General features: G+C 70.5%; 17 protein-coding genes. 8 read left to right on the top strand and 9 right to left on the bottom strand.

The features are described 5' to 3' along the window. Nucleotides 1-16: 16 nt before the first annotated feature. Nucleotides 17-430, bottom strand: coding sequence for an organic hydroperoxide resistance protein (locus ACFYXC_RS00150; RefSeq protein WP_388922165.1), 414 nt, complete (start codon nucleotides 428-430; stop codon nucleotides 17-19). Between the two features lie 139 nt (nucleotides 431-569). Here ACFYXC_RS00150 and ACFYXC_RS00145 point away from each other — a divergent pair, with 139 nt between their 5' ends. The 3 genes from ACFYXC_RS00145 to galE all read left to right on the top strand — a co-directional run bounded on the left by ACFYXC_RS00145 (nucleotide 570) and on the right by galE (nucleotide 4,026). Beyond that, nucleotides 570-1,100, top strand: coding sequence for a MarR family winged helix-turn-helix transcriptional regulator (locus tag ACFYXC_RS00145; protein WP_389545028.1), 531 nt, complete (start codon nucleotides 570-572; stop codon nucleotides 1,098-1,100). Nucleotides 1,101-1,252: 152 nt separating this feature from the next. Continuing rightward, the gene (locus ACFYXC_RS00140; RefSeq protein ID WP_389546680.1) at nucleotides 1,253-3,010 is read left to right on the top strand and encodes a glycosyltransferase; all 1,758 of its coding nucleotides are present in this window, start codon (nucleotides 1,253-1,255) and stop codon (nucleotides 3,008-3,010) included. A gap of 35 nt (nucleotides 3,011-3,045) precedes the next feature. Next, entirely contained in the window at nucleotides 3,046-4,026 is a 981-nt protein-coding gene (gene galE / locus ACFYXC_RS00135) for a UDP-glucose 4-epimerase GalE (RefSeq protein WP_389545025.1), read from the top strand. Nucleotides 4,027-4,160: 134 nt separating this feature from the next. On the opposite strand, the gene ACFYXC_RS00130 is transcribed toward galE, so the two are convergent. Further along, on the bottom strand, nucleotides 4,161-4,382 hold the full coding sequence (locus ACFYXC_RS00130; protein WP_055517933.1) for a hypothetical protein: 222 nt from the start codon (nucleotides 4,380-4,382) through the stop codon (nucleotides 4,161-4,163). 152 nt (nucleotides 4,383-4,534) lie between these two features. After that, nucleotides 4,535-5,170, bottom strand: coding sequence for a TetR/AcrR family transcriptional regulator (locus ACFYXC_RS00125; RefSeq protein ID WP_389545021.1), 636 nt, complete (start codon nucleotides 5,168-5,170; stop codon nucleotides 4,535-4,537). Nucleotides 5,171-5,330: 160 nt separating this feature from the next. Between ACFYXC_RS00125 and ACFYXC_RS00120 the strand changes: the two genes are divergently transcribed. Together ACFYXC_RS00120 and ACFYXC_RS00115 are read left to right on the top strand one after the other, a co-directional pair. Continuing rightward, a complete protein-coding gene (locus tag ACFYXC_RS00120; protein WP_389545018.1) occupies nucleotides 5,331-6,218 on the top strand; it encodes an ABC transporter permease in 888 nt (295 codons plus the stop codon). Next, nucleotides 6,211-7,032 carry an ABC transporter ATP-binding protein gene (locus ACFYXC_RS00115; RefSeq protein ID WP_389545015.1) on the top strand — a complete coding sequence of 274 codons (822 nt, stop codon included), beginning with the start codon at nucleotides 6,211-6,213 and terminating at the stop codon, nucleotides 7,030-7,032. The genes ACFYXC_RS00120 and ACFYXC_RS00115 overlap by 8 nt, the downstream gene beginning before the upstream one ends. 147 nt (nucleotides 7,033-7,179) lie before the next feature. Here ACFYXC_RS00115 and ACFYXC_RS00110 read toward each other — a convergent pair whose 3' ends face one another. From ACFYXC_RS00110 to ACFYXC_RS00090, 5 genes are all read right to left on the bottom strand, one after another. Next, complete coding sequence (locus ACFYXC_RS00110; protein ID WP_389545012.1) at nucleotides 7,180-8,337, bottom strand: glycosyltransferase; 1,158 nt, start codon at nucleotides 8,335-8,337, stop codon at nucleotides 7,180-7,182. After that, nucleotides 8,334-11,210: a CDP-glycerol glycerophosphotransferase family protein gene (locus tag ACFYXC_RS00105; RefSeq protein ID WP_389545009.1), complete on the bottom strand. Its 2,877-nt coding sequence runs from the start codon at nucleotides 11,208-11,210 to the stop codon at nucleotides 8,334-8,336. The genes ACFYXC_RS00110 and ACFYXC_RS00105 overlap by 4 nt, the downstream gene beginning before the upstream one ends. Nucleotides 11,211-11,549: 339 nt before the next feature. Then, nucleotides 11,550-16,481, bottom strand: coding sequence for an NAD-glutamate dehydrogenase (locus tag ACFYXC_RS00100; protein ID WP_389545006.1), 4,932 nt, complete (start codon nucleotides 16,479-16,481; stop codon nucleotides 11,550-11,552). A 449-nt stretch (nucleotides 16,482-16,930) separates the two neighbouring features. Further along, entirely contained in the window at nucleotides 16,931-17,596 is a 666-nt protein-coding gene (locus ACFYXC_RS00095; protein WP_388922194.1) for an HAD family hydrolase, read from the bottom strand. A gap of 77 nt (nucleotides 17,597-17,673) precedes the next feature. Then, complete coding sequence (locus tag ACFYXC_RS00090) at nucleotides 17,674-18,189, bottom strand: DUF6912 family protein (protein ID WP_389546677.1); 516 nt, start codon at nucleotides 18,187-18,189, stop codon at nucleotides 17,674-17,676. Between the two features lie 319 nt (nucleotides 18,190-18,508). Here ACFYXC_RS00090 and ACFYXC_RS00085 point away from each other — a divergent pair, with 319 nt between their 5' ends. Continuing rightward, the gene (locus ACFYXC_RS00085) at nucleotides 18,509-18,952 is read left to right on the top strand and encodes an Rv3235 family protein (protein ID WP_389545001.1); all 444 of its coding nucleotides are present in this window, start codon (nucleotides 18,509-18,511) and stop codon (nucleotides 18,950-18,952) included. Nucleotides 18,953-19,223: 271 nt separating this feature from the next. Here the strand turns inward: ACFYXC_RS00085 and secA are convergent, their stop codons facing one another. After that, on the bottom strand, nucleotides 19,224-22,085 hold the full coding sequence (secA, locus tag ACFYXC_RS00080; protein ID WP_388922200.1) for a preprotein translocase subunit SecA: 2,862 nt from the start codon (nucleotides 22,083-22,085) through the stop codon (nucleotides 19,224-19,226). A gap of 245 nt (nucleotides 22,086-22,330) precedes the next feature. Between secA and ACFYXC_RS00075 the strand changes: the two genes are divergently transcribed. Both ACFYXC_RS00075 and ACFYXC_RS00070 read left to right on the top strand, forming a co-directional pair. After that, complete coding sequence (locus ACFYXC_RS00075) at nucleotides 22,331-22,909, top strand: GNAT family N-acetyltransferase (protein WP_388922203.1); 579 nt, start codon at nucleotides 22,331-22,333, stop codon at nucleotides 22,907-22,909. A gap of 76 nt (nucleotides 22,910-22,985) precedes the next feature. After that, complete coding sequence (locus ACFYXC_RS00070) at nucleotides 22,986-24,185, top strand: winged helix-turn-helix domain-containing protein (protein ID WP_389544996.1); 1,200 nt, start codon at nucleotides 22,986-22,988, stop codon at nucleotides 24,183-24,185. Nucleotides 24,186-24,277 lie beyond the last annotated feature (92 nt).

Genomic DNA, 24,277 nt, shown 5'->3' with positions numbered 1-24,277 from the left:
GCGGGGGCGAAGGAAACTACTCGATGACGAGCTCGACCGGGATGTTGCCCCGGGTCGCGTTGGAGTAGGGGCACACCTGGTGCGCCTGCTCCACCAGCTTGCGCCCGGTCTCCTCGTCGACACCCTCCGGCAGCTCCACCCGCAGGGTGACAGCGAGCGCGAACCCTTCGCCCTGCTTGCCGATCCCCACCTCCGCGGTCACGGCGGCGTCGCTGACGTCGACCTTCGCCGCCCGCCCCACGACCGCGAGCGCGCTGGCGAAACAGGCCGAGTAACCCGCGGCGAACAGCTGCTCCGGGTTCGTGCCCTGTCCGTTGCCGCCCATCTCCGCCGGAATGCCGAGCTGCAGGTCGAGCTGCCCGTCGGAGCTGTAGGCACGGCCGTCGCGGCCGTGTGTGGCGGTGGCTACGGCGGTGTAGAGCGCGTCCATGGAAAACCATCCCTCTCGGAAGTCGAAGTCGTGCCTGCGGGCCCCGGCCCGTTCGTGCTCCGGTCCGCCGCACGACCCAAGTAGAGCACACAATTAAATTGTGCACAACTAAATGACGCGCCCGAGGTAACCTGGAGGCATGACCGCGACGCCCGCACCCGACACCGATCCCGTTGCCCCCACCACTGCCACCACCGGCGGCACCGCACGCGACGAGGACTTCCTCCGCCTCGACCAGCAGATCTGCTTCTCCCTGAACGCCGCCTCCCGCGCGTTCGGCGGCCTCTACCGCGTCGTCCTGAAGGACTTGGGGCTCACCTACCCCCAGTACCTGGTCATGCTGGTGCTGTGGGAGCACGGCGAGCTGCCCGTGAAGAAGGTCGGCGAACACCTGCGCCTCGACTCCGGGACGCTGTCCCCCTTGCTGAAGCGCCTGGAGACGGCCGGTCTCGTACGGCGGGAGCGCAGCGCCATGGACGAGCGGTCCGTGGCGGTCGGGCCGACGGACGAGGGCACGGCCCTGCGGGAGCGGGCACTCCGCGTACCGCGCCGGATCGCCGCCGCCACAGGCTTCGAACTCGCCGAGATCCACGACCTGCAGACCCGTCTCGACAAGCTCACCGGGGCGCTGGACGCTGCGGCCCTGGAGGAGACCCCGGCCTGCGAGTGACCACACCGCGGCCGTCGAGCCCCTCGCCCCACCCGCCTCCTCGTCGCCATAAGTAACCCCACAACACCTAATTGCCCACATTGGCTACCATTTGCCTCGTGAAAGCCGTCGAGCCCGTGGAAGCCGTGGAAGCCGTCGAACCCGTACGCGCCGTGCGGGCCGGAGCCACCCGCCCCTCACAGGTCTCCGTCGTCGTCATCGGGTACGACGACGCCGCCCATGTGACGGACGCGGTGCGCTCCGCCCTCGCGCAGGGGCCCGCCGTCCACGAGGTGATCGCCGTGGACGACTGCTCGGCGGACGACAGCGCCCGCCTCCTGGACCGCCTCGCGCTCGACGAGCCGCGCCTGCGGGTCGTCCGCCGCGAGGCCAACAGCGGCGGCTGCGGCAGCCCGCGCAACGACGGCATCGCCGCCACCGCCGCCCCGTACGTCATGTTCCTCGACAGCGACGACGTGCTGCCGTCCGGCGCCGTGGACGCGCTGCTGGCCGCGGCCACCCGGCGCGGCACCGAGGTCACGGCCGGCCTGTGCGTCCGCCGTGAACTGCCGTCCGGCCGCGAGGTGCCCTGGCAGCCCGAGCTGTACGCCAGGACCGCCCTCGTGACCGACCCGTCGCGGCGCCCCCGGCTGGTCCACGACACGCTGTGCGTCAACAAGCTGTACCGCACCGACTTCCTTCGCGAGCACGGCATCCGCTTCCCCGAGGGGCACTTCCCCTACGAGGACTTCGTCTTCAGCGCGCGCGTGCTGGCCGCCCGGCCGCGGCTCGCGCTGATCCCGGACACGGTCTACGTCTGGCACGTGCGCCGCGGCGCCGGGCGGCTGTCGATCTCACTGGACCGGTCGGGCGTCGACAACTGGCGGGCCAGGATCACCGCGCACGCCCAGGCGTACGACGTCCTGCTCGCCGCCGGTGAGAAGCGGCTGGCCCGGGCCTCACGCGCACGGTTCCTCGACCACGCGCTGCGGATGTACGCGCGCGAGCTGGATCTGCGCGGCGCCGCGTACCGGCGGGAGTGGTGGGCCCTCACGCGCGCGTACCTGGCGACGTTCGACGCGGGCGACTTCGCGCTCGCCCCGGCGCCGGGCCGGGTGATCGCACAGGTGGTGCTGGCCTCCGACAAGCCGTGCGACCTCACCCGCGTCAAGGAGGTCGCGGCCCGCCCGGCCCGGCTGCGGCCCCCGTACGCGCGCGCCGCGGACGGCACCCCGGTCTGGTCCGCCGGCCTGCCCCGCGTCACCCTGGAACACCTCCTGGTCCGGCCCGTCCGCCTCCTTCCGGTGGCCGTGGACGCGGAACTGCGGCCACGCGCGCGTGGCACCCGGCTGCGGCTGCGCCTGCACGAGCTGTACGGGCGGATGACGGAGGCGGGGCCGGCGTCGGTGGACGCCGAGTTCGTGAACCGGCAGGACGGGACGACCGGGCTCACGCTCACGGCGCCCTTCCTGCCGGCCGACCCGGATCCCGCACCTCTCGCGCATCCCGCGGATGTCACGCATCCGGCGGCTCTCGCCACCCCAGCGGCTCCCGCGGCTCTCACCACCCCAGCGGCTCCCGCAGTTCCCGCGGCTCCCGCGGACGCCACCGAGCCCGTCCACCACGGACCCGGCGCCGATGCCCGCACCTGGACCGCCGAGGCGCCGGTCGACCTCGCGGCGCTCGGCTCCGGCACCTGGGACCTGCGGCTGCGGCTGCGCTTCCACGACGGCACGAGCCGCGAGACGACCGCGCACGCGAGCACCGGCCCGGGCCTGCTGCGCCGGTCGGTCGTGCCGAGCGCCCGGCACGGCGTGCTCCTCGTCCACCCGTACGCGACCCACGCCGGCTCGCTCGCGCTGCGGACCGCGGCCGGTCCGCGCGGGACGGCGGCCGTGCTGAGCCGCAGGATGAGGCGTTTGCTTCACTGATACGCGACCACTGACACACGAGGGGACGGCCGTACATGACCTGGCTGATCACCGGCGGCGCCGGCTACATCGGGGCGCACGTCGTCCGCGCGATGACCGAGGCGGGCGAACGGGCGGTGGTGTACGACGACCTGTCCACCGGGATCGCCGAACGCGTCCCGGACGGGGTGCCGCTCGTCGTCGGCTCGACCCTGGACGGGGAACGGGTCGCCCGGGCGCTGAAGGACCACGCCGTCACCGGTGTCGTGCACCTGGCGGCGAAGAAGCAGGTGGGCGAGTCGGTGGACCTGCCGCTCCACTACTACCGCGAGAACGTCGAAGGGCTGCGGGTGCTGCTGCAGGCGGTCACGGCCGCGGCGGTGCCGTCCTTCGTGTTCTCGTCCTCGGCGGCGGTGTACGGCATGCCCGACGTCGACCTCGTCACCGAGGAGACGCCGTGCGCGCCGATCAACCCGTACGGCGAGACCAAGCTCGCCGGTGAGTGGCTGGTGCGTGCCACGAACCGTGCGCACGGCCTGGCGACGGCGTCCCTGCGCTACTTCAACGTGGCGGGGACGGCGACACCCGAACTGGCCGACGCCGGCGTCTTCAACATCGTCCCGATGGTCTTCGAGAAGCTCACGGAGGGCGCGCCTCCGCGGATCTTCGGCGCCGACTACGCGACGCCGGACGGCACGTGCGTCCGCGACTACATCCACGTCGTCGACCTGGCGGAGGCCCATGTGGTGGCCGCGAGGCGGCTCGCGGCGGCCCCCGGCACCGACCTGACCCTCAACATCGGCCGCGGGGAGGGGGTCTCGGTCCGCCGGATGATCGACCGGATCAACGAGCTCACCGGCCACGCGCTCGCCCCGGAGGTCTCGCCCCGCCGGGCCGGCGACCCGGCCCGGGTCGTCGCCTCCGCCGACCGCATCGGCGCGGAGCTGGCCTGGAAGGCGAAGTACGGCCTGGACGACATGATCACGTCGGCCTGGGAGGGCTGGCTGCGGCTGCATCCGCAAGCACGTCGAAGCTAGGCAGGCCGAAGCTGGGCAGGCCGCGTACTCGCGCACACACGTGTCCACGTACTCACGTGCTCACCTGCGCAAACGCACTCGCCGCGGGCCGGACGTGGTCCTGGGCCGCGGCGAGAGTGCTGTGACGGGGTCCGTCAGAGCTTGTCCATACGGGTGTAGGGGCTGACGATACGGGCCTGGCGGGAGCCGAAGTCGACGAGCATCGCGATGCCCTCCTCGACGCCGACAATCCTGCCCAGGCCGAACTGGTCGTGCGTAACACGGTCACCGAGGGCGAAGTGCTTGGCGACCGGGACAACCGGAGCTTTGAAGGGACTGGTGGACAGGTGGCGCCGGGGCGCGGATGGCTTCGTCATCGTGGTTCCAGTATGCGCCCCCGGAGGCCCTGAGAGTGAGGCGTGGAAGACAACGATCCGGCCGCTACGGGGGTCGGACGCCCTCCGGAAGGGGCCCTGAGCCGGGCCGCGGACACGGCGGAACCGCAGGTGGAACGGCAGTCCCCGGCCGTCTACAACGCCTTGAGGGCCGCCGCCGTGGCCCGGGTCAGACTCGCCAGATATCCCTCCGGCGGCTTCGGTCCACGGATCACCACCGCACGCCAGTAGAGCGGTCCCGAGATGACGTCCAGGGCGAGTTCGCCGTCGATCTCCGTACTGATCTCACCGCGCGCCCGGGCCGCCGCCACGATGCCGTTCGCGACGCCCGCCTGCCCCTCACGCAGGGCCTTCTGCAGGGCTTGCGCGATCTCGGGGTTGCGGGCCGCCTCGGCCTGGAGATCGGGGATGACCTGTGAGGCGACGGGGTGACGCAGAGCGCGTGAGGTGACCTCGTACAGCAGGCGCAGGTCGCCCTCCAGGGTGCCCGTGTCGGGCGCGGGCAGTCCCTGCACGGCGATCGCGGAGACCAGGTCGAGCACCAGGTGCAGCTTGGAGCGCCACCGCCGGTAGACCGCGGTCTTGCCGACGCCCGCGCGGCGCGCGATGCCCTCGATGGACATGCGCGCGTACCCGACGGCCGCGAGTTCCTCGAAGACGGCCGTCCTGATCGCCTCCGTCACGTCCTCCCGCAGGACCGCCGCGCCTGCGGGCGCCCTCCGACGCGGCTGCGGCTGCGCTCCGGCTGTTCCGTCGGCGTTCGTCGTCATGCGGACCAGCATAGGGGCGTAACGACGAAACGGTTGCGTTCCGACGTCGGTCCGTCCTACTCTCACGTCACGACGATACGGTCCCGTCCCGACGTGGCACGTCGGGGCGGACCGCAGGTAACGGCACTCCCCCCGTCCCTCCCGAGTGAAAGCAGCGGATGTGAGTCAGGCCCTCGACACACCGCCCTCGGCGCTCGCCGCGCGTCACGGCCTCACGGTCAGTGGCGCACGGCCCTCCCTGCCCGCGTACGTCCGCCAGTTGTGGGCGCGCCGGCACTTCATCACCGCGTTCGCGACGGCCAAGCTCACCGCCCAGTACAGCCAGGCGAGGCTCGGCCAGATCTGGCAGGTGGCCACACCGCTGCTCAACGCGGCGGTCTACTACTTCGTCTTCGGCGTCCTCATGGGCACCAGCCACGGTGTGCCGGACTACGTTCCGTTCCTGGTCACGGGCGTTTTCGTGTGGACGTTCACGCAGAGTTCGATCATGGCGGGCACCCGGGCGATCTCCGGCAGCCTCGGCCTCGTGCGCGCCCTGCACTTCCCGCGCGCCGCGCTCCCGGTGTCGTACGCGCTGCAACAGCTCCAGCAGTTGCTGTTCTCGATGGCGGCGCTGGTCGTGATCCTGCTCTTCTTCGGCGTGCCCGTCGGCCCGTCCTGGCTGCTGGCCGCGCCGGCGCTGGCACTTCAGTTCGTGTTCAACGCGGGCGTGGCGATGGTCGTGGCCCGACTGGGGGCGAGGACGCCCGACATCGCCCAGCTGATGCCGTTCGTGCTGCGGACCTGGATGTACGTCTCCGGTGTCATGTGGAGCATCGACCGGGTGCTCAGCGACCACCAGGACATGCCGCGCGCGGTGCTGCTCGCGCTGGAGTGCAATCCGGCCGCCGTCTACATCGACCTGATGCGGTTCGCGCTGATCGACACGTTCCGGGCGGGACAGTTGCCCGCTCACGTCTGGGCGCTCGCGGTCGGCTGGGCGCTGCTGGCCGGTGCGGGCGGGTTCATCTACTTCTGGAAGGCTGAGGAGACGTACGGCCGTGGCTGAGCAGAACGTGATCGCCGAGAGCAGCGGGACCGGGGCCAACCGGGTCCCCACCGTCGTCGCCGACCGTGTCGACATCGTCTACCGCGTGAACGGCACGGGAGTGGGGCGGGGCAGCGCCACCGCCGCGCTCAACCGCATCCTGCGCGGGAGGAAGGCCGAACAGGCGGCGGGGGTGCGCAGGGTGCACGCGGTGAAGTCCGTGTCCTTCACCGCGTACCGGGGCGAGGCGATCGGCCTGATCGGCACGAACGGCTCGGGCAAGTCCACCCTGCTCAAGGCCGTCGCCGGTCTGCTGCCGGTGGAGCGCGGCCGGATCTACACGGACGGCCAGCCCTCCCTGCTCGGCGTCAACGCGGCGCTGATGAACGACCTGACCGGAGAGCGCAACGTGTACCTCGGCGGGCTGGCCATGGGGATGTCCCGTGAGCAGGTGCGGGAGCGGTACCAGGAGATCGTCGACTTCTCCGGCATCAACGAGAAGGGCGACTTCATCACGCTGCCGATGCGGACGTATTCGTCCGGGATGGCCGCGCGGCTGCGGTTCTCCATCGCCGCGGCCAAGGACCATGACGTGCTGATGATCGACGAGGCCCTCGCCACGGGGGACCGCTCCTTCCAGAAGCGGTCCGAAGCCCGGATCCGGGAACTGCGGAAGAGCGCGGGCACGGTCTTCCTGGTCAGCCACAACAACAAGTCGATCCGGGACACGTGCGACCGGGTGCTGTGGCTGGAACGAGGGGAACTACGGATGGACGGCCCCACGACAGAGGTACTGAAGGAGTACGAGAAGTTCACCGGCGGCACCGCGAAGTAACCGCCTCGGGCCCCGCAGGGGGCGCGGGGAACTGCGCGACAAGCCCCCACCAGCCCGCACCCAGTGACGGGCCCAGGCCCCACAAGGGGCGCGGGGAACTGCGCGACAAGCCCCCACCGACCCGCAGCCAACGACGGTCCGGCAGCGTCATCGTTCGAGGAACCCGAACAACCCCTCCCACCGGTTCACGATCTCGGTCGCCGCATAACGCCGGATGTTGACGCGAGCCGCGTCCCCCATCCGGTCCCGCACCTCCTTGTCGGACATCAGAGTGTCCAGGCGGCGAGCCAGCTCTCCCGTGTTGCCCAGGGCGGCGAGAAGCCCGTCCTCGCCGTCGCGGACGATCTCACGGACCCCGGGCGCGCAGTCGAAGGCGGCACAGGGCACGGCGGTCGCCATGGCCTCCATGAGGGCGAGCGGAAAACCCTCGCCCCTGGACGACTGCGCGAAGACGGAGCCGCCGCGCAGCGCGGCCGGGACATCGCCCGTGCGGCCCATCCAGTCCACGCAGCCGTCGAGCCCGAGAGCCGTGCACTGCTTCTTCAGGATCTCCTCGTCCTCCCCGGAGCCGTAGATCCGCAGACGCCAGTCGGGGTGGCGCGGCGCGATCTCCGCCCAGGTGTCGAGGAGCATGTCGATGCCCTTCTGGTCGTGCAGCCGGCCGATGCTGACGACCACGTTCTCGGTGCGGGCCGACGGCACCTCCGGCATGAACGGCAACGGGTTCGGCATGAACGACGCGTTGTTCATGCCCTGCCCGATCCACAGGTCGGCGTCCTCGCGGGTCAGCGCCAGCATGCGGTCGACGTCCCGGTACCACCTGCGCACGCGGTGGAAGCGCGAGGACGCCCTGGAGTACGCGAACGACTCGTGGCTCATCCCGATCACCGTCAGACCGCGGGTGTCGGCCCGGGCGACCCACTCCATGGCCCACACCTGCGTGACGATCACGACCGCGCCGGGCCGTGCCGCCCCGAACAGCGCGGTCAGCCTCGCGGCCTTCTCGCGGATGCTCGCCTCGCGTGCCCGGCCGGGGCTCGGCGGCTGTCCGGCGTACAGGGTCGTCGTCGGGTACGGGACGGTGCCGAGGTCCTGAGCCACCGCGGGCGGGGTGATGCCGACGACGTGGACGCGGTGGCCGCGCCCGGTGAAGAGGCGGGCCATCTGGTGCGACCAGCTGGTCACACCACCCAGCTCGTCGACGCTGTTGGAGACGAAGAAGACGTCCCGCCGCGGCTCCGCGTGCGCGTTCACGTCCCTGTCCGCGACCGCGTCCGCGTCATCGGGGGTGCCGGCCGGCCTCATGCGCGCCTCCGGTGGGCGAAGAACTGGTCGACGATGCTCTGGGCGGCCGTCCCCGTGTCGTACTCCCCGAACTCCGCGACGAAGCCCGCCCGCGCCTCCGCGTACTTCACCGCCTGCTCGTCCAGCGAGGCGAGGGCGGCGTACAGCTCCTCCTCGGTGCGCACGACCGGGCCCGGCGCCCGTTCGAGCAGGTCGAAGTAGGTGCCGCGGCCCTCGTGCACGTACTCCTCGTAGTCGTACGCGAAGAAGAACATCGGCCGGCCGAGGAGCGCGTAGTCGAACATCACGGACGAGTAGTCGGTGATCAGCCCGTCGGCGAGCGCGAGCAGCGGGGTCACGTCGTGGTGGGCCGACACGTCGAGGACGCGCCCGCGCACGGACGGCGGGAGCACGACGTGGTTGAGGTAGTGCGAGCGCACGAGGAGGACGTACCGGTCGCCGAACTCGTCGGCGAACCGCTCCACGTCGAACGGCAGCTCGAACCGCCGCTGCTTCCCGCCCTGGTGCCGGAAGGTGGGCGCGTACAGCAGCACGGTCCGGTCGTCGGGGATCCCCAGCTCGGCGGCGAGCGGTCCGCGCTCCCGCAGGCCGGTCTCCTCCTCCCGCTTCCTGGCCCGTACGAGTGCGTCGTTGCGGGGGTAGCCGACGCGCAGCAGCGTCCGCTCCTTCAGGCGGAACGCCCGGGCGAGGGTGCGTACGTCGTGCTCGGAGCGGATCAGGAACCGGTCGAAGCGGTCGAGGACCCGCTGCTGCTCCGCCTGCGCGGGCCGGGGCCTGAGCTTCCACTCCGGTTCGTCGAAGCCCATCCGCTTGAGCGCCGAGCCGTGCCAGGTCTGGAGGTACGTGGTCTCCGGACGCTTGGTGAGCTTCAGCGGATAACTCTGGTTGTCGACCCAGAACTCGGCCCGGGCCAGCGCCTTCAGATAGGGCAGCGACCAGCGGCGTACGAGCGTGGCGTCGGGCGGGAAACCGGCCGGTCCGCTCCCCGTGTACGACCACACGGCCTCGAAGTCGAGATCCTGGCGCCGCATCTCCTCGTAGAGCGCCTTCGGGCTGTCGCTGTACTGGCGGCCCAGATGGCTCTCGAAGACGACCAGGCCCTTCCGCACGGGCAGCCGGCTGAACACCTCGTGGTAGATCCGGATCTTGGTCTCGCCGGAGGTGAGCTTCCGGCGTACCGTCCTGCCCTTGCGGTACGTGGACTTGGCGAGCCGCCCCGGCGCGCCCCGCACGCCGCGCCCGACGAGCGCGTCCACCTTCTCGCGGGTGAGGACCCGGAAGGAGAGGTGGCCGCGCGCGGAGATCTCGGGCGCGATGCGGTCGGCGACCAGGCGGGTGAGCCGGGGCCTGACGGGCGTGCGTCCGACGGCCAGACCGGGTTCGCAGGCGGTGATCCGGGTGGTGGTGCGCACACCGTCGACGTACAGCCGCAGCCGTACGTCCCACACGGCGTCCACGATGCCCAGGGGCCGCAGCCCGCGCGTGAGGCCGGCCGACGCCTCCCAGGCGATGGACTCCCCCTCGTGCCGCAGGGTGCGGACGGGGAAGCGGAAGGTCTGGAACCGCACGCCCTTGCGGCGGGCGGCGAACTCCAGCTCGCCGGTGAGCCGCGCGCCGGGCGGGACGACGCCGAGCGGATTGACGATGCGCCCGGCCAGTCGGACCGTGCCGGCGTCCTCCTCGTACCGGGTCAGGACGTTGCGCAGGAACATCCTGTCGACGGTCTTGAGGTGGTGGCCGAGTGCGGTGACGTCGAGGACCTGCCGGCCGAGGGCGCCGTCGAGGTGCTGGGCACACCAGTAGACGCGGCCGTCGCGCTCGACGAGGGGTGCGGAGATCTTGTCGCGGTTGGTGAGCGTGTCCACGGCCGGCAGGAGGTTGTCCCAGTCGCTCTCGCGCAGCAGGTAGGCGCAGATGGCGTGGATGGGTTCCACCTCGTCGAAGGCGGCCCAATCGATGGACTCCAGGTACGCGCGGGCGATCCCGGCGAACTCCTCCCGGTAGGAGGCGTCCCGGAACGGCAGGTCGCGCAGGTGCAGCACCAGGTCGTGCTTGAGGAACTTGACGTCCTTGCAGAACTTGAGCTCCGCAAGCCCCCGGTCGACGAGCAGCCGGTCGACCCGTCGGTGGATCTCCATACGGTGCGCGAAGTTGGCGATCTCGGCGCGCCGGTTGCTGATCGACTTCGTCGCGGCCCTGTCCACGACGTTCCAGTCGTAGACGCGGTTCGGGATCAGGGTGATGCGGCGGGCCGCCGCATACGCCTGCGCGGAGAAGAGCAGGTCCTCGTAGTGGATCCCGACGGGGAACTCGAGCCCCTGCTCGATCAGGAACTCTCGGCGATAGCACTTGTTGGTCGACAGGGTGTCGAAGACCAGCAGGTCAGGGAGCTCGGAGACCGAATCCAGGGTGCGCGTGCGGGTGTAGAGCCAGGGGTACCACTTGACCTCCTTGCGGGCACGCGAGTCGACGTGGACCCGTACGCACAGTCCGGAGACGAGGTCGGCGCCGGTGGTCTCGGCCGCCTCCAGCATGTTCCGGCAGGCGTTGCGTTCCAGTACGTCGTCGCTGTCGAGGAAGAGGACGTAGGTGCCGCGGGCCTGCCTGATGCCGTGATTGCGGGGCGCTCCGCACCCGCCGCTGTTCTCGTCCAGGCGGTGGGCGCTGACGCGGCCGGGGTGGCGGGCGGCCAGTCCCTGCGCCACGTCGTACGAGCCGTCGGTGCTGCGGTCGTCGACGATGACGACCTCCACGCTGCGGAGGGTCTGGCCCAGCACGGACTCCACGGCTGTGGCCAGCCGCGCCTCGTCGTTGTAGACGATCACGACGACGGACACCGCCGGCACCACACCCTGGGACAGATCCTCGCTCATCCCATTTACCCTAAGTACCCTTTTAGGGTCATGGCACGGGGGGATGGGCCGCCCGGGTTCTCGCCCCCGCCGCCCCTTCCCGTCCCGACCCTGGGGGCTGCCGCCCCCAGACCCCCGCAATCGCGCTGCGCGCTCGTCCTCGAACGCCGGACGGGCTGAAAGCATTTCAGCCCGTCCGGCGGTTGAGGACCGGGGGTTGGGGGGGTGGCCCCCGAGCCCTGTCGATTGGGGTGCCCCCGCTCGAGCGAAGCCGAGAGTGGGGGAGGGTCGGGGCGGCGGGGGCGAAAACCGAGAGGGGCACCCCCGACCACCGGGGGTGCCCCTCACCACGGCGGGACGCTAGGAATGCGTCCGCAACATCGTCCGCATCGTCCGCATCGCCACCGAGAGATTCGCCAGGTCGAAGGACTCCGACCCCTGAATCTCCTCCAGCGTCGTCCGCGCCCGAGCAAGAATCGCCACGTTCTTCTCCTCCCACGCCTTGAACCGCTGCTCAGGCGTGGAGGACCCGTTCCCCACGGCGAGCACGTCCGCGGTCAGAGCCGCGTGCGCCGCGTACAGGTCCTCTCGGATGGACGCCCGCGCCATGGACTGCCACCGGTCCGCCCGCGGCAGCTCGATGATCCGGTCCATGAGCTGGGTGATCCGCAGGCGGTCGGCGAGGTCGTAGTAGACCTCCGCGACCCCCATCGGATCCTTGTCCATGCGGTCGCCCACCGCGACGATGTCGAGCGTGGGGAAGGCGGACGAGAACCCGGCCACCCGCTGCGCGAGCTCGTCCGGCACCCCGGCTCCGGTCAGCTCGTCGTAGATCTGCTGGTACCACTCCAGATCGGCACCCCGCAGCAGGTTGGGCAGCTCGGCCCAGACCCGGGTGACCCGGTCACGGAAGAAGTCGATCGTCTCGGCGAGCTGGATCGGCTGCGGCCGGTTGTTGAGCAGCCACCGCGTACCGCGCTCGACGAGCCGGCGCGAGTGCAGCCGGATCCGGGTCTGGACACCCGCGTCGACCGTGTTGTCGAGGGCCTCGACGGCGTCCCACACGGCACTGGAGTTGAAGATCGCGCGGGCGGCGGTCTGCGCCCTGACGATCTCCTCCAGCGACGCCCCGGTCTCTTCCCGCAGCCGGTGCAGGAAGCTCGTGCCACCGGTGTTGACCGTGTCGTTGACCAGCACGGTCGTGACGATCTCGCGGCGCAGCGGGTGGTTGTCGATCTGCGCGGCGAACTGCCGGCCCAGCGCGGTCGGGAAGTACGAGTGGAGCAGGCTCCGCAGGTACTCGTCGTCGGGCAGCGAGGTGCGCAGCAGTTCGTCGGAGACGGTGATCTTCGTGTACGCGAGGAGGACGGCCGTCTCCGGCTGGGTCAGCCCGTGCCCGGCGCTGAGCCGCTCCTTGATCTGCCGCTCGGTGGGCATGAACTCCAGCGCCCGGTCGAGGTGGCCGGCCCGCACCAGGTGCCGCAGATAGCGGTGCTGGGCGTGCAGCATGCTCGGCGACTGGGCGAGCGCGTTGGCGAGCGCGGTGTTCTGCGCGTAGTTGTTGCGCAGGACCAGGGTGCCGACCTCGTCCGTCATCTCGGCGAGCAGCTTGTTGCGCTGCTTGACGGTCATGTCGCCGTCCCGGACGACCGTGTTGAGCAGGATCTTGATGTTCACCTCGTGGTCGGAGGTGTCCACGCCCGCGCTGTTGTCGATGGCGTCGGTGTTGACCTTGCCGCCGGTCTGCGCGAACTCGATCCGCCCGAGCTGGGTGAGGCCGAGGTTGCCGCCCTCGCCGACGACCTTGACCCGCAGGTCGGCGCCGTCCACGCGGATGGCGTCGTTGGCCTTGTCGCCGACGTCGGCATGCGTCTCGGTGGACGCCTTCACGTACGTACCGATGCCGCCGTTCCACAGCAGGTCCACCGGGGCCGTCAGGATCGCGCGCATCAGGTCGGCGGGGGTCATCTTGCCGATGGTGCCCTCGATGCCGAGCGCCTCACGGATGTGGCTGTTGAGCTGGATGGCCTTGGCCGTACGGGGGAAGATGCCGCCGCCCTGGGACAGCAGTTCCTTGTCGTAGTCGGCCCAGGACGAGCGCGGCAGCTCGAAGAGCCGGCGGCGCTCGGCGTACGACCTCGCCGCGTCCGGGCGCGGGTCGATGAAGATGTGCCGGTGGTCGAAGGCGGCGACCAGGCGGATGTGCTCGGAGAGCAGCATTCCGTTGCCGAACACGTCACCGCTCATGTCGCCCACGCCGACGACCGTGAAGTCCTCGCTCTGGGTGTCGACGCCCAGCTCCTGGAAGTGGCGTTTCACCGACTCCCAGGCGCCGCGGGCGGTGATGCCCATCTTCTTGTGGTCGTAGCCGGCCGAACCGCCGGACGCGAAGGCGTCCCCGAGCCAGAAGTTGTACGACTCGGCCACTCCGTTGGCGATGTCCGAGAACGTCGCCGTGCCCTTGTCGGCGGCGACCACGAGGTACGTGTCGTCCTCGTCGTGCCGTACGACGTCGGCGGGCGGTACGACCTCGCCGGCCACCATGTTGTCGGTGATGTCGAGCAGCGCCGAGATGAAGGTCTTGTAGCTGCGGACACCCTCGGCCATCCAGGCGTCGCGGTCCACGGCCGGGTCGGGGAGCTGCTTGGCGACGAACCCGCCCTTGGCGCCGACGGGCACGATGACGGTGTTCTTGACCATCTGCGCCTTGACCAGCCCGAGGATCTCCGTGCGGAAGTCCTCCCGCCGGTCGGACCAGCGCAGACCGCCGCGCGCGACCTTGCCGAACCGCAGGTGCACGCCCTCGACCCGCGGCGAGTACACCCAGATCTCGTACGCCGGCCGCGGGGCCGGCAGGTCGGGGATGGCCTGCGGGTCGAACTTCATGGAGACGTAGTCGTGCGGTACGCCGCCGCCCGCCTCCTGGAAGAAGTTCGTGCGCAGGGTCGCCTTGATGACGGTGAGGAAGGAGCGCAGGATCCGGTCCTCGTCGAGGCTGGCCACCTGGTCGAGGGCGGCGTCCAGCTCCTCGAGGAGGGCGTCGGTCAGCTCCGTGCCCGCCCGCTGGCGGTCCGGCGACATGCGTGCCTCGAAGAGCGAGACGAGCAGCCGGGTGGTGTGGACGTTGCTGCGGAGGGTGTCCTCCATGTAGTCCTGGCTGAACTTCGAGCCGGCCTGCCGCAGGTACTTGGCGTACGCGCGCAGCACGACCGCCTGCCGCCAGTTCAGCCCGGCGCTCAGGACGAGGGAGTTGAAGCCGTCGTTCTCGGCGCGCCCGGTCCAGGTCGCCGCGAAGGCTTCCTGGAACCGCTCGCGGCCGTCGTCGCCGAGGTGGTCGCCGTTGCCGCCCGCCGACTTGGGCAGCCGCAGGCCGAAGTCGTAGATCCACGCGGACGCGCGGTCCGGGCAGCGCAGTTCGTAGGGCCGCTCGTCGGTGACCTCGACGCCGAGCCGGGTGAGGACCGGCAGGACGGCGGAGAGGGAGACCGACTCGCCGATGCGGTAGATCTTGAAGCGGCGCTCGCCGGGAGCGGCGCCGACCGGCTCGTACAGGCTGAGATCGAAGTCCTTGCCGTCGCCGAGCTCCTCCAGGCGGACCAGGTCCGCGACCGCCGTGCGCGGGTTGTGGTCGGCCTTGTAGCCCTCGGGGATGACGTTCCCGTAGCGGCGCAGCAGTTCGGCGGCGCGCTCCTCGCCGCACTCCGCGTTCAGTGCCTCGGCGAAGCCGTCGGCCCAGGAGCGGGCGGCCTCGACCAGGCGCGCCTCGATGCGCTCCTTGTCGGCGTCGCTGAGCTGCGGCAGTTCGGTGCCCTGCGGGACCCGGACCACGAAGTGCAGCCGGGAGAGGATCGACTCGGTGTTCCAGGCGGTGAAGTCGACGCTGGTGCCGCCCAGTTCCTCCTTCAGGATATCGATGATCCGCAGGCGCACGCCGGTGGTGTAGCGGTCGCGCGGGAGGTAGACGAGCGCCGAGTAGTAGCGCCCGTACTCGTCCTGACGCAGGTAGAGGCGCAGCCGCCGCCGCTCCTGGAGGTAGAGGACGGACGTGACGATGGCCCGCAGTTCGTCGGGCGGCGTCTGGAAGAGCTCGTCGCGCGGGTACGTCTCGAGAATCTGGAGGAGGTCGCGGCCGTCGTGGCTGTTGGGCGAGAACCCGGCGCCCCGCAGGACCTCCGCGACCTTGCGGCGGATGACGGGCACACGGCGGACGGACTCGGTGTACGCCGCGGAGGAGAACAGCCCCAGGAAGCGCCGCTCCCCGACGACGTTGCCCTCGGCGTCGAACTTCTTCACGCCGACGTAGTCGAGGTAGGACGGCCGGTGCACGGTGGCGCGGCTGTTCGCCTTGGTCAGGACGAGGATCTTGTGCTCGCGGGCCTTCGCGCGGGCGTCGGCGGGCAGCCGCTCGAAGGACGGGCTGACCGGGTGGTCCTCGTTGTCCCCCTGCTGCGGGTCGGACCGCAGGATGCCGAGCCCGGTCCCGGGCACGGCGGCCAGCGAGTCGTCGTCGTGCAGCTCGTACTCCCGGTACCCCAGGAAGGTGAAGTGGTCGTCCGCGAGCCAGCGCAGCAGTTCGCGGGCCTCCTCCACGTCCTGGTCGCGCAGGTCGTCGGCGGTGGGCTCGCTGGGCAGTTCCTCGGCGATGCGCAGCGCCGAGTCGCGCATCTTCTCCCAGTCCTCGACGGCCTCACGGGCGTCGGACAGGACACGCAGCAGATCGGCGGTGATCTGCTTCAGATCGGCGCGGTCGGTCTCGCGGTCGATCTCGACGTGGATCCAGGACTCGATGGAGGCGTCGTGCGGGAGTTCCCCGGTGGGCCGGGTCTCCAGGACCTCGAGGAGCTTGCCGGTGAGGTCGCGCCGCACGACGAACTGCGGGTGGATGACCACATGGATGCCGCGGCCCTGCCGGGACAGCTCGTTGGTCACGGAGTCGACGAGGAAGGGCATGTCGTCGGTCACGACCTCGACGACACTGTGGCTGCAGGTCCAGCCGTTCTCCTCGACGGTCGGGGTGTGGACTCTGACGTTGGCCGTGCCCTGTGGGCGGTTCTCGGCCAGCCGGTGGTGCGAGACGGCGGCCCCGAAGACATCGACCGGGTCACGGTCGGTGAGGTCCTCCGGGGCGGTGTGCAGGTAGTAGCGCTGGAGGAACGTGAGCAGTGTGTCCCGGTCAGGGGTGCTCTCGTCCGTCGTCCCGGTCGGTAGGTGCCCCCCGACCGGGCTGTTCTCAGCTACCCGGGCGGCCCGTTCGAGCAGCTCGGCCTTGGCTTCGTCCAGCTTGGTCTGCATTGTCCTCTGGCTCCTGTCGCGCGCCGTTGCGTGACGTCGTTGAACATGAAGTGACGTAGCGCCGCGACGCGGGGTGTCCGGTCTGATCCGACGCTATGCCGCGATGAGAGATTGGCGGGGCGTTATCGGCCATTCTTGGCGGCTCCGGAGGCTGTGATGCTGCTCTCGGTGCCTGTTCCGCGGCTGCCCGCCCGTGGGGACCAGCGACCGCCCGGTCACGGATGTGGTCCGTGTCTTCCGGGCGCAGGGCAGGGGCGGCGATGCCCCCGCGACGTATCGCGCTGATCACGTGCCCAACCTATCGCCCCTGCGGGGGGCCGCGTCACGAGCCGTTTGTGTACAAAAGAGGGGTCACCTTTTTGACACTCTGCACAGTTCGCGCTCGCGGGCTCCCCAAGAGGCGCACGGATCGCAGGCAGCACGCGGATCGCAGGGGCGCGCGGCGGCGCTCAGGCCGCCAGCCACTCGGCCACCGTCACGGCCTCCGCCAGGGTGTCCACCACCGGCACCCCGACGCCTTCGAGACTGGCCCGGCTGTGCGAGCCCCCCGTGTAGAGCACGGCCTTCGCGCCGACGTGCCGCGCCGCTATGGCGTCGTCCGTCGCGTCCCCGATCACCACCGTGCGGGCGGGGTCCACGCCCGCCAGGGCCTGCAGATGGCGCACCATGTGCTCCGCCTTGCTCCCGCCGGACGGTCCCGTCCGGCCGTCGACCCGCAGGAAGTGCGGCTCGATACCGAACCCGCGCACCAGCGGCACGAGTTCCTCGTGCCCGTACATGCTCAGGATCGACTGGCTCCGCCCGGCCGACACCCACTCGGCGAGCAGTCCGGGCACCCCGTCGGTGAGCCCGCAGCCCACCCGGTGCTCCGCGTAGTAGCGCTGGAAGATCACGTCCATGACCTCCCACTCCTCGTCCGTCGGCAGCCGCCCGATCAGGCGCTCGTAGAATTTCGGTACGGGTACGCAGTACAGCTCGCGGTACCGCTCCAGCGTGATCGGCGGTATGCCCAGCTCGGTGAAGGCCGCGTTCGTCGCACCGATGATGGCCGCGTTGTCATGGAACAGCGTCCCGTTCCAGTCCCAGACGATATGTGTCGCTCCGTGCATCCCCATATCCAAAAAGTACCCAACCCCACTGACAACGCCTCATACGAACTTCGCGCGCGCTGACTCGGCGCCCGCCCCGCGCGTCAGTCGCCGAGACCCACCAGGTTCGGGATCTCCTGCGTGGCGAACCAGAGCAGCTCGTGGTCCTCGGCCCCGTCCACGACGAACTGCGCGTCGTCGTCGCCCCGGTCCGCCGCGCCCAGCGCGTCCGCCGCCGCCGTCACGTCCGCGCCGGCCTCGTCCGCGTCGACGTGCACGGCGGCGGCCCTGGCCAGCGCCACGGCCGAGCCGACCCGCACCTCCCCGAGGGACGCCGGGTCGAGCCCCTGGCCGGGGTCGGCGACCGCGGCACCGTCCGGCACGTCGACGGCGACGACGACCCGGCGACGCGGGGCGGCGGGGTCGAGCGCGACCAGCCGCAGGGAGGCGAGCGCGGCCCGGTTCAGTGCCGCGTACTCCAGTTCCTCGATGTCGTCGGAGAGGTACCACTCGCGCAGCGCGGGCGTGACGGCGTACGCGACGAGGGGTCCCGGGCCGAGCTCACCCGTCTTGTACGCCTCGGCGAGACCGGAGAGGGTCAGGGGGACGTAGACGCGCATGGCCGGGCCGCTTTCGTAGAGGCGTTCCGAGGGCGGGTTCCGCACCTCCTGGAGGCTCTCAGGATACGTGCGGGCGTCCCCTTTCGAGTCCGCGCCCACCCCTCTGGGGACGTCCACCCCCGTCCCACCCGTCACCCGGTACGTCCCGTTCGCGCCAAGCCTCCTGCCCTCCCCCCTCACCCTGATAGGTGAACATTCCGGCGGCCCGAGTGCCCGCCCGTCCCGCTTGCGGCCGCCCGCTCCGGCCTCGTACAAGATCCCCAACAGAAAGTTACCGACCGGTAGAGGCATGGCCGGTCCGACCGAACGGGGCTTAGTCGTGAACAAGGTGATGACCAGGACGAGGCGCACCCCGGGCAGCCGCCCGCCCGTCCGCCACGACTCGCGCCGCCCGGGCGGGAGCGCGCCCGCCACGCCCCGCGGGCCGCGCCCCACCGACCTGTTCGCGGAGCGGCTCGTCGAGGTCCTGAGCGGCCGGCGCCCTGTGCACTCCATGCTGCGGCACACCGCGGGCCGCGCGTACGACGAGCTGGCCTGGCTCGCCGAACGCGGCCCCCTGCGCACCCGCGGCACCCGCCCGGTGGTCCGGGACATCGGCTACTACATCCCGCGCTCGGGCGCCGTCGAGGCATTCGCCCGCATCGGCGCCGGCGACCAGCTCCGCGCGATGGCATTCCGCCTGGAACAGGGCCAGGACCTCCGCTGGCGCTGCACAGCAGTAGAACTGGGCGGCACCCGCATGCCCCCCACCCCCGACCTCTGACCCACCAGGGCGCCCCGCCAGCGCGCCCGCCAGGGCGCCCCGTCAGGGGCGCGGGGAACTGCGCACCCGCCGGCACACTCCGGCCCCGTCAGGGGCGCGGGGAACTGCGCGACAAGCCCCCACGGCCCCGCACCCGAAATCACACCCGCCGACGGCTGAAGGCAACCGGCAGGCGACACGCACAAAGGGCCGGGCGCCCAAGCGCCCGGCCCTCCCACAACAACCACTCAACCGCTCAACCGCTCAACCGCTCAACCCGCGGAGCGAACCGTCACTTCTTGCGACGCCGCCCGCCCTTCTGCTGCTTACGCCGCTCGGCCCGAGTGAGCCCATCCGACTCGGACCGCACCGGCTCGTCGTCCGTGGCGAAGTCACCCTCGACGACACCACCCTCACCATCGACGGTGGGCGCCGAGAAGTGCAGCCGGTCCGGCCGCTGCGGAGCATCGAGCCCCTTGGCCCGGATCTCCGGCCGCGCGCCACCGCCACTCCCGGAACCCGCACCCGCCGGGACGGCGTCCCGCTTGTCGAGCGAGGGCTTCGCGTCCTCGACCGGCACCTCCTCGACCTGCTGCTCGACCTGGACCTCCAGGTTGAACAGGTAGCCGACGGACTCTTCCTTGATGCCGTCCATCATGGCGGTGAACATGTCGAAGCCCTCACGCTGGTACTCGACCAACGGGTCCTTCTGGGCCATCGCCCGCAGGCCGATGCCCTCCTGGAGGTAGTCCATCTCGTAGAGGTGCTCGCGCCACTTGCGGTCCAGGACCGACAGCACGACCCGGCGCTCCAGCTCACGCATGATCTCGGAGCCGAGCTGCTCCTCACGGGCCGCGTACTGCTCGTTGATGTCGTCCTTGATGGACTCGGAGATGAACTCGGCGGTCAGACCGGCACGGTCACCGGCCGCCTCCTCCAGCTCCTCGACGGTGACCTTCACCGGGTAGAGCTGCTTGAAGGCGCCCCACAGCCGGTCGAGGTCCCACTCCTCGGCGAAGCCCTCCGCGGTCTCCGCGTCGATGTACGCGTCGATCGTGTCGTTCATGAAGTGCTGGATCTGCTCCTGCAGGTCCTCGCCCTCCAGGACGCGGCGACGCTCTCCGTAGATGACCTCGCGCTGCCGGTTGAGGACCTCGTCGTACTTGAGGACGTTCTTCCGGGTCTCGAAGTTCTGCGTCTCGACCTGCGACTGCGCGGACGCGATGGCGCGGGTGACCATCTTGTTCTCGATCGGCACGTCGTCCGGGACGTTCGCCATCGACATGACGCGCTCGACCATCTGCGCCTTGAAGAGCCGCATCAGATCGTCACCGAGGGAGAGGTAGAAACGGGACTCGCCCGGGTCGCCCTGACGGCCGGAACGACCGCGCAGCTGGTTGTCGATACGGCGCGACTCGTGCCGCTCGGTACCCAGGACGTACAGCCCGCCGAGGTCCTTGACCTCTTCGAACTCCGCCTGCACGGCCTTCTCGGCCCGCTCCAGGGCGGCCGGCAGCGCCGCGGCCCACTCCTCGATGTGCTCCTCGGGGTCGAGGCCACGCTGGCGCAGCTCCGCCTCGGCGAGGTCGTCGGGGTTACCGCCGAGCTTGATGTCCGTACCACGGCCGGCCATGTTCGTGGCGACGGTGACGGCGCCCTTGCGGCCGGCCTGGGCGATGATCGGGGCCTCGCGGTCGTGCTGCTTCGCGTTCAGCACCTCGTGCTGGATGCCGCGCTTGCTGAGCTGCTGCGAGAGGTACTCGGACTTCTCGACCGAGGTGGTGCCGACGAGGATCGGCTGGCCCTTCTCGTGCTTCTCGGCGATGTCGTCGACGACCGCCTCGAACTTCGCGACCTCGGTGCGGTAGATCAGGTCGGACTGGTCCTTGCGGACCATCGGCCGGTTGGTCGGGATGGGGACGACGCCGAGCTTGTAGATCTGGTGGAACTCGGCCGCCTCGGTCATCGCCGTACCGGTCATGCCGGAGAGGCCGGGAAGCTCCTTGCCGTCCTGGTCGTGACGCTTGTAGAGGCGGAAGAAGTTCTGGAGGGTGATCGTGGCGAGCGTCTGGTTCTCGTCCTTGATGTCCACCCCTTCCTTCGCCTCGATCGCCTGGTGCATGCCCTCGTTGTAACGGCGGCCGGCGAGGATACGGCCGGTGTGCTCGTCGACGATCATGACCTCGCCGTCGATGACGACGTAGTCCTTGTCCTTCTTGAAGAGCTCCTTCGCCTTGATGGCGTTGTTCAGGTAGCCCACCAGAGGCGTGTTCACCGACTCGTAGAGGTTGTCGATGCCGAGCCAGTCCTCGACCTTGGCGACACCGGACTCGTGGATGGCGACGGTGCGCTTCTTCTCGTCGACCTCGTAGTCGCCGGTCTCCTCGATGCCCTTGAGGGTGTTGCCCGCCTCGCCCTTCTTCAGGCGTGTGACCAGCTTGGCGAAGTCGCCGTACCACTTGGTGGCCTGGTCGGCGGGGCCGGAGATGATCAGCGGCGTACGGGCCTCGTCGACGAGGATCGAGTCGACCTCGTCGACGATCGCGTAGTTGTGGCCGCGCTGCACCAGTTCTTCCTGGGACCACGCCATGTTGTCGCGCAGGTAGTCGAAGCCGAACTCGTTGTTCGTGCCGTACGTGATGTCGCAGGCGTACTGCTCGCGGCGCTGGGCCGGCGTCATGTTGGCCAGGATGCAGCCGACGGACAGGCCCAGGAATTTGTGGACGCGGCCCATCATCTCGGAGTCGCGCTCGGCCAGGTAGTCGTTGACCGTGATGAGGTGGACGCCGCTGCCGGACAGGGCGTTCAGATACGCGGGCAGCGTGCCGACCAGGGTCTTGCCCTCACCGGTCTTCATCTCGGCGACGTAGCCGAGGTGGAGGGCGGCGCCGCCCATCATCTGCACGTCGTAGTGGCGCTGGCCGAGGACGCGCTTGGCGGCCTCGCGGACGGTCGCGAACGCCTCGGGCAGCAGGTCGTCGAGGCTCTCGCCGTCGGCGTACCGCTGCTTGTACTCATCGGTCAGGGCTCGCAGCTCGGCGTCGGAGAGGTCAACGAAGTCCTCTTCGATGGAGTTGACCTGGTCCGCGATGCGGTGCAGCTTGCGCAGGATCTTTCCTTCGCCTGCACGCATGATCTTCGAGAGGACGGACACGGGGGTTTGTCTCCTTGCCGGTCGGGCCTGGGACGGTCGGTTTCAATGGCAGATTCAAATCACAGCTTGAGCAACGGCCATCGTAAGCGAGGACCCCGCCGCGTCGGGAGGTCTGCATGGGACAGCCACTGAGACAACGGGCGGGGGATGCCGAAGGTGCCGCGCGGGCGCCACGAAAGGTGACGGCGCCCTCACAGCGCGCGAAAGTGATGGCTTCCGTACCGAAGCCCGAGCAGAATCGGCCGATGGACCCCGTCACACTGACCTCCGGACGACTCCTGCTGCGCTCGGTGGGAGCGCACGACACCGACGCCGTGTTCGACGCCGTCCAGGATCCCGACATCCAGCGCTGGACCACGATCCCGTCGCCCTATCTGCGCGAGCACGCCACGGCCTTCACCGAGCAGATGGTGCCCGACGGGTGGGCGGACTGCTCGATGTTCACCTTCGGTGTCTTCCTGCCCGTCGGCGGCGAACTCGCCGGCATGCTCGCCCTCACGATGCGCGCCCTGGGAGTCGGCGAGATCGGTTTCTGGGCGACGAAGGAACACCGGGGCCACGGCTACATCACCGAAGCGGCCCTCACCGCCTCCCGCTGGGCGTTCACCCAGCGCTCCCTGGACCGCGTGGAGTGGCGCGCCGAGGTGGGCAACACGGGCTCCCGCGCGGTCGCCGAACGCGCCGGGTTCACCGTCGAGGGGGTCCTGCGCTCCGGCATCAACAACAAGGGCGTGCGCCGCGACTGCTGGATCGGCTCCCTGCTGCCGTCGGACCTCGGGCTGCCGTCGACGGCGCCGTACCTTCCGGCGCCGGACCAGACCTGACCCGGCCCTCCGCCCCTCCTCACCGAACCGCCCAGGTGGGGGCCGATTGTCAGTGGCAGCGCCTATCGTGCGGACCATGACGAGTCTGCCGCGCCCGACCGCCGAACTCTCCGCCGACGAGGCCCGTCGGATCGCCCTGCGCGCGCAGGGGTTCCTCGGAGCCCCCGACCGCAGAGGCGGCGTCCGGGGCGTTCTCCGGCACCTCGGCGCGGTCCAGCTCGACACCATCTCCGTCCTGGCCCGCTCCCACGAGCTCGTCCCGTACGCCAGGCTCGGCGCCGTCGGCCGCAGGACGGTCGACGAGGCGTACTGGACGCCGGCCCCCGTCGGCACGGCTCCGCCCCGGCCCCACGCCTTCGAGTACTGGTCGCACGCGGCCTGCATCCTGCCCGTGGAGGAGTGGCCGCACTTCGCCTTCCGCCGCCGCGCCTACCGCGCCCGCCCGCACTGGAACCACGCACTGCCGGACGGCACGTACGACCAGGTCATCAAGCAGTTGAGAGCCGAAGGCCCGCTCACCGCCACCGACTTGGGCGGCGCGAAGAAGACCAGTGAGTGGTGGGACTGGTCGGGCACCAAGGTCGCCGTGGAGCGTGCGCTGATGTACGGCGAGGTGGTGTGCACGGAGCGGCGCGGCTGGAAGCGGGTGTACGACCTGGCCGAGCGGGCGATCCCGGAGGCGTTGCTGCACGACGACCTGGACGACACCGAGTGCCTGCGCCGCCTGGTACGGCTCGCGGGCCGCTCCCTGGGCGTCGGCACCCGCGCGGACATCGCCGACTACCACCGCCTCAGGAACGACCAGGTCGACGCGGTGATCGCGGACTCCGGTCTGGTCCCGGTCACGGTGCAGGGCTGGGGGAAGCCGGCCTGGGCGGACCCCGAGGCGCTGGAGACGACCCCGCGCGGCCGCCACCGCACCACGCTCCTGTCGCCGTTCGACTCGCTGGTCTGGGACCGGGCGCGCACGGAGCGGATCTTCGGCTTCACCCACCGCCTGGAGGCATACGTGCCCAAACCGAAGCGGGTGTACGGCTACTTCGCCATGCCGGTGCTGGCGGGCGGCCGGCTGGTCGGCCGCGTGGACCCGTCCCGCGAGGGCACCACCCTGGTCGCCAAGCAGGTCACCCTGGACAGCCCCAAGTCCGTCCCCGCGGTAGCCCAGGCCCTCCTGGAGGCAGCCACCTGGGTAAACTGCACAACCATCCGAGTGGACCGAGCCAACACCCCACTCCTACGCGACACCCTGACAACAACCCTGAACAAGTCCCTCTAGCCCCCTTGAGGGGCGCGGGGAACGGCGCAGAAGCCCGCAGCACTCCCCAGGGGCGCGGGGAGAACGGCGCAGAAGCCCGCAGGGCTTCTCAG

Origin of the sequence: Streptomyces sp. NPDC002701 (assembly GCF_042889045.1) — a bacterium.
Taxonomy (GTDB): Bacteria; Actinomycetota; Actinomycetes; order Streptomycetales; family Streptomycetaceae; genus Streptomyces.
The sequence above is the reverse complement of the archived record's forward strand: the minus strand, read 5'-3'. Positions and strand labels throughout refer to the sequence as shown.

Excerpts from the sequence above, each read along its gene's own strand:
- ACFYXC_RS00150 (WP_388922165.1), bottom strand. The coding sequence starts at position 430 with ATGGACGCGCTCTACACCGCCGTAGCCACCGCCACACACGGCCGCGAC.
- ACFYXC_RS00145 (WP_389545028.1), top strand. The coding sequence starts at position 570 with ATGACCGCGACGCCCGCACCCGACACCGATCCCGTTGCCCCCACCACT.
- galE (WP_389545025.1), top strand. The coding sequence starts at position 3,046 with ATGACCTGGCTGATCACCGGCGGCGCCGGCTACATCGGGGCGCACGTC.
- ACFYXC_RS00130 (WP_055517933.1), bottom strand. The coding sequence starts at position 4,382 with ATGACGAAGCCATCCGCGCCCCGGCGCCACCTGTCCACCAGTCCCTTC.
- ACFYXC_RS00125 (WP_389545021.1), bottom strand. The coding sequence starts at position 5,170 with ATGACGACGAACGCCGACGGAACAGCCGGAGCGCAGCCGCAGCCGCGT.
- ACFYXC_RS00110 (WP_389545012.1), bottom strand. The coding sequence starts at position 8,337 with ATGAGGCCGGCCGGCACCCCCGATGACGCGGACGCGGTCGCGGACAGG.
- ACFYXC_RS00105 (WP_389545009.1), bottom strand. The coding sequence starts at position 11,210 with ATGAGCGAGGATCTGTCCCAGGGTGTGGTGCCGGCGGTGTCCGTCGTC.
- ACFYXC_RS00100 (WP_389545006.1), bottom strand. The coding sequence starts at position 16,481 with ATGCAGACCAAGCTGGACGAAGCCAAGGCCGAGCTGCTCGAACGGGCC.
- ACFYXC_RS00095 (WP_388922194.1), bottom strand. The coding sequence starts at position 17,596 with ATGGGGATGCACGGAGCGACACATATCGTCTGGGACTGGAACGGGACG.
- ACFYXC_RS00090 (WP_389546677.1), bottom strand. The coding sequence starts at position 18,189 with ATGCGCGTCTACGTCCCCCTGACCCTCTCCGGTCTCGCCGAGGCGTAC.
- ACFYXC_RS00075 (WP_388922203.1), top strand. The coding sequence starts at position 22,331 with ATGGACCCCGTCACACTGACCTCCGGACGACTCCTGCTGCGCTCGGTG.
- ACFYXC_RS00070 (WP_389544996.1), top strand. The coding sequence starts at position 22,986 with ATGACGAGTCTGCCGCGCCCGACCGCCGAACTCTCCGCCGACGAGGCC.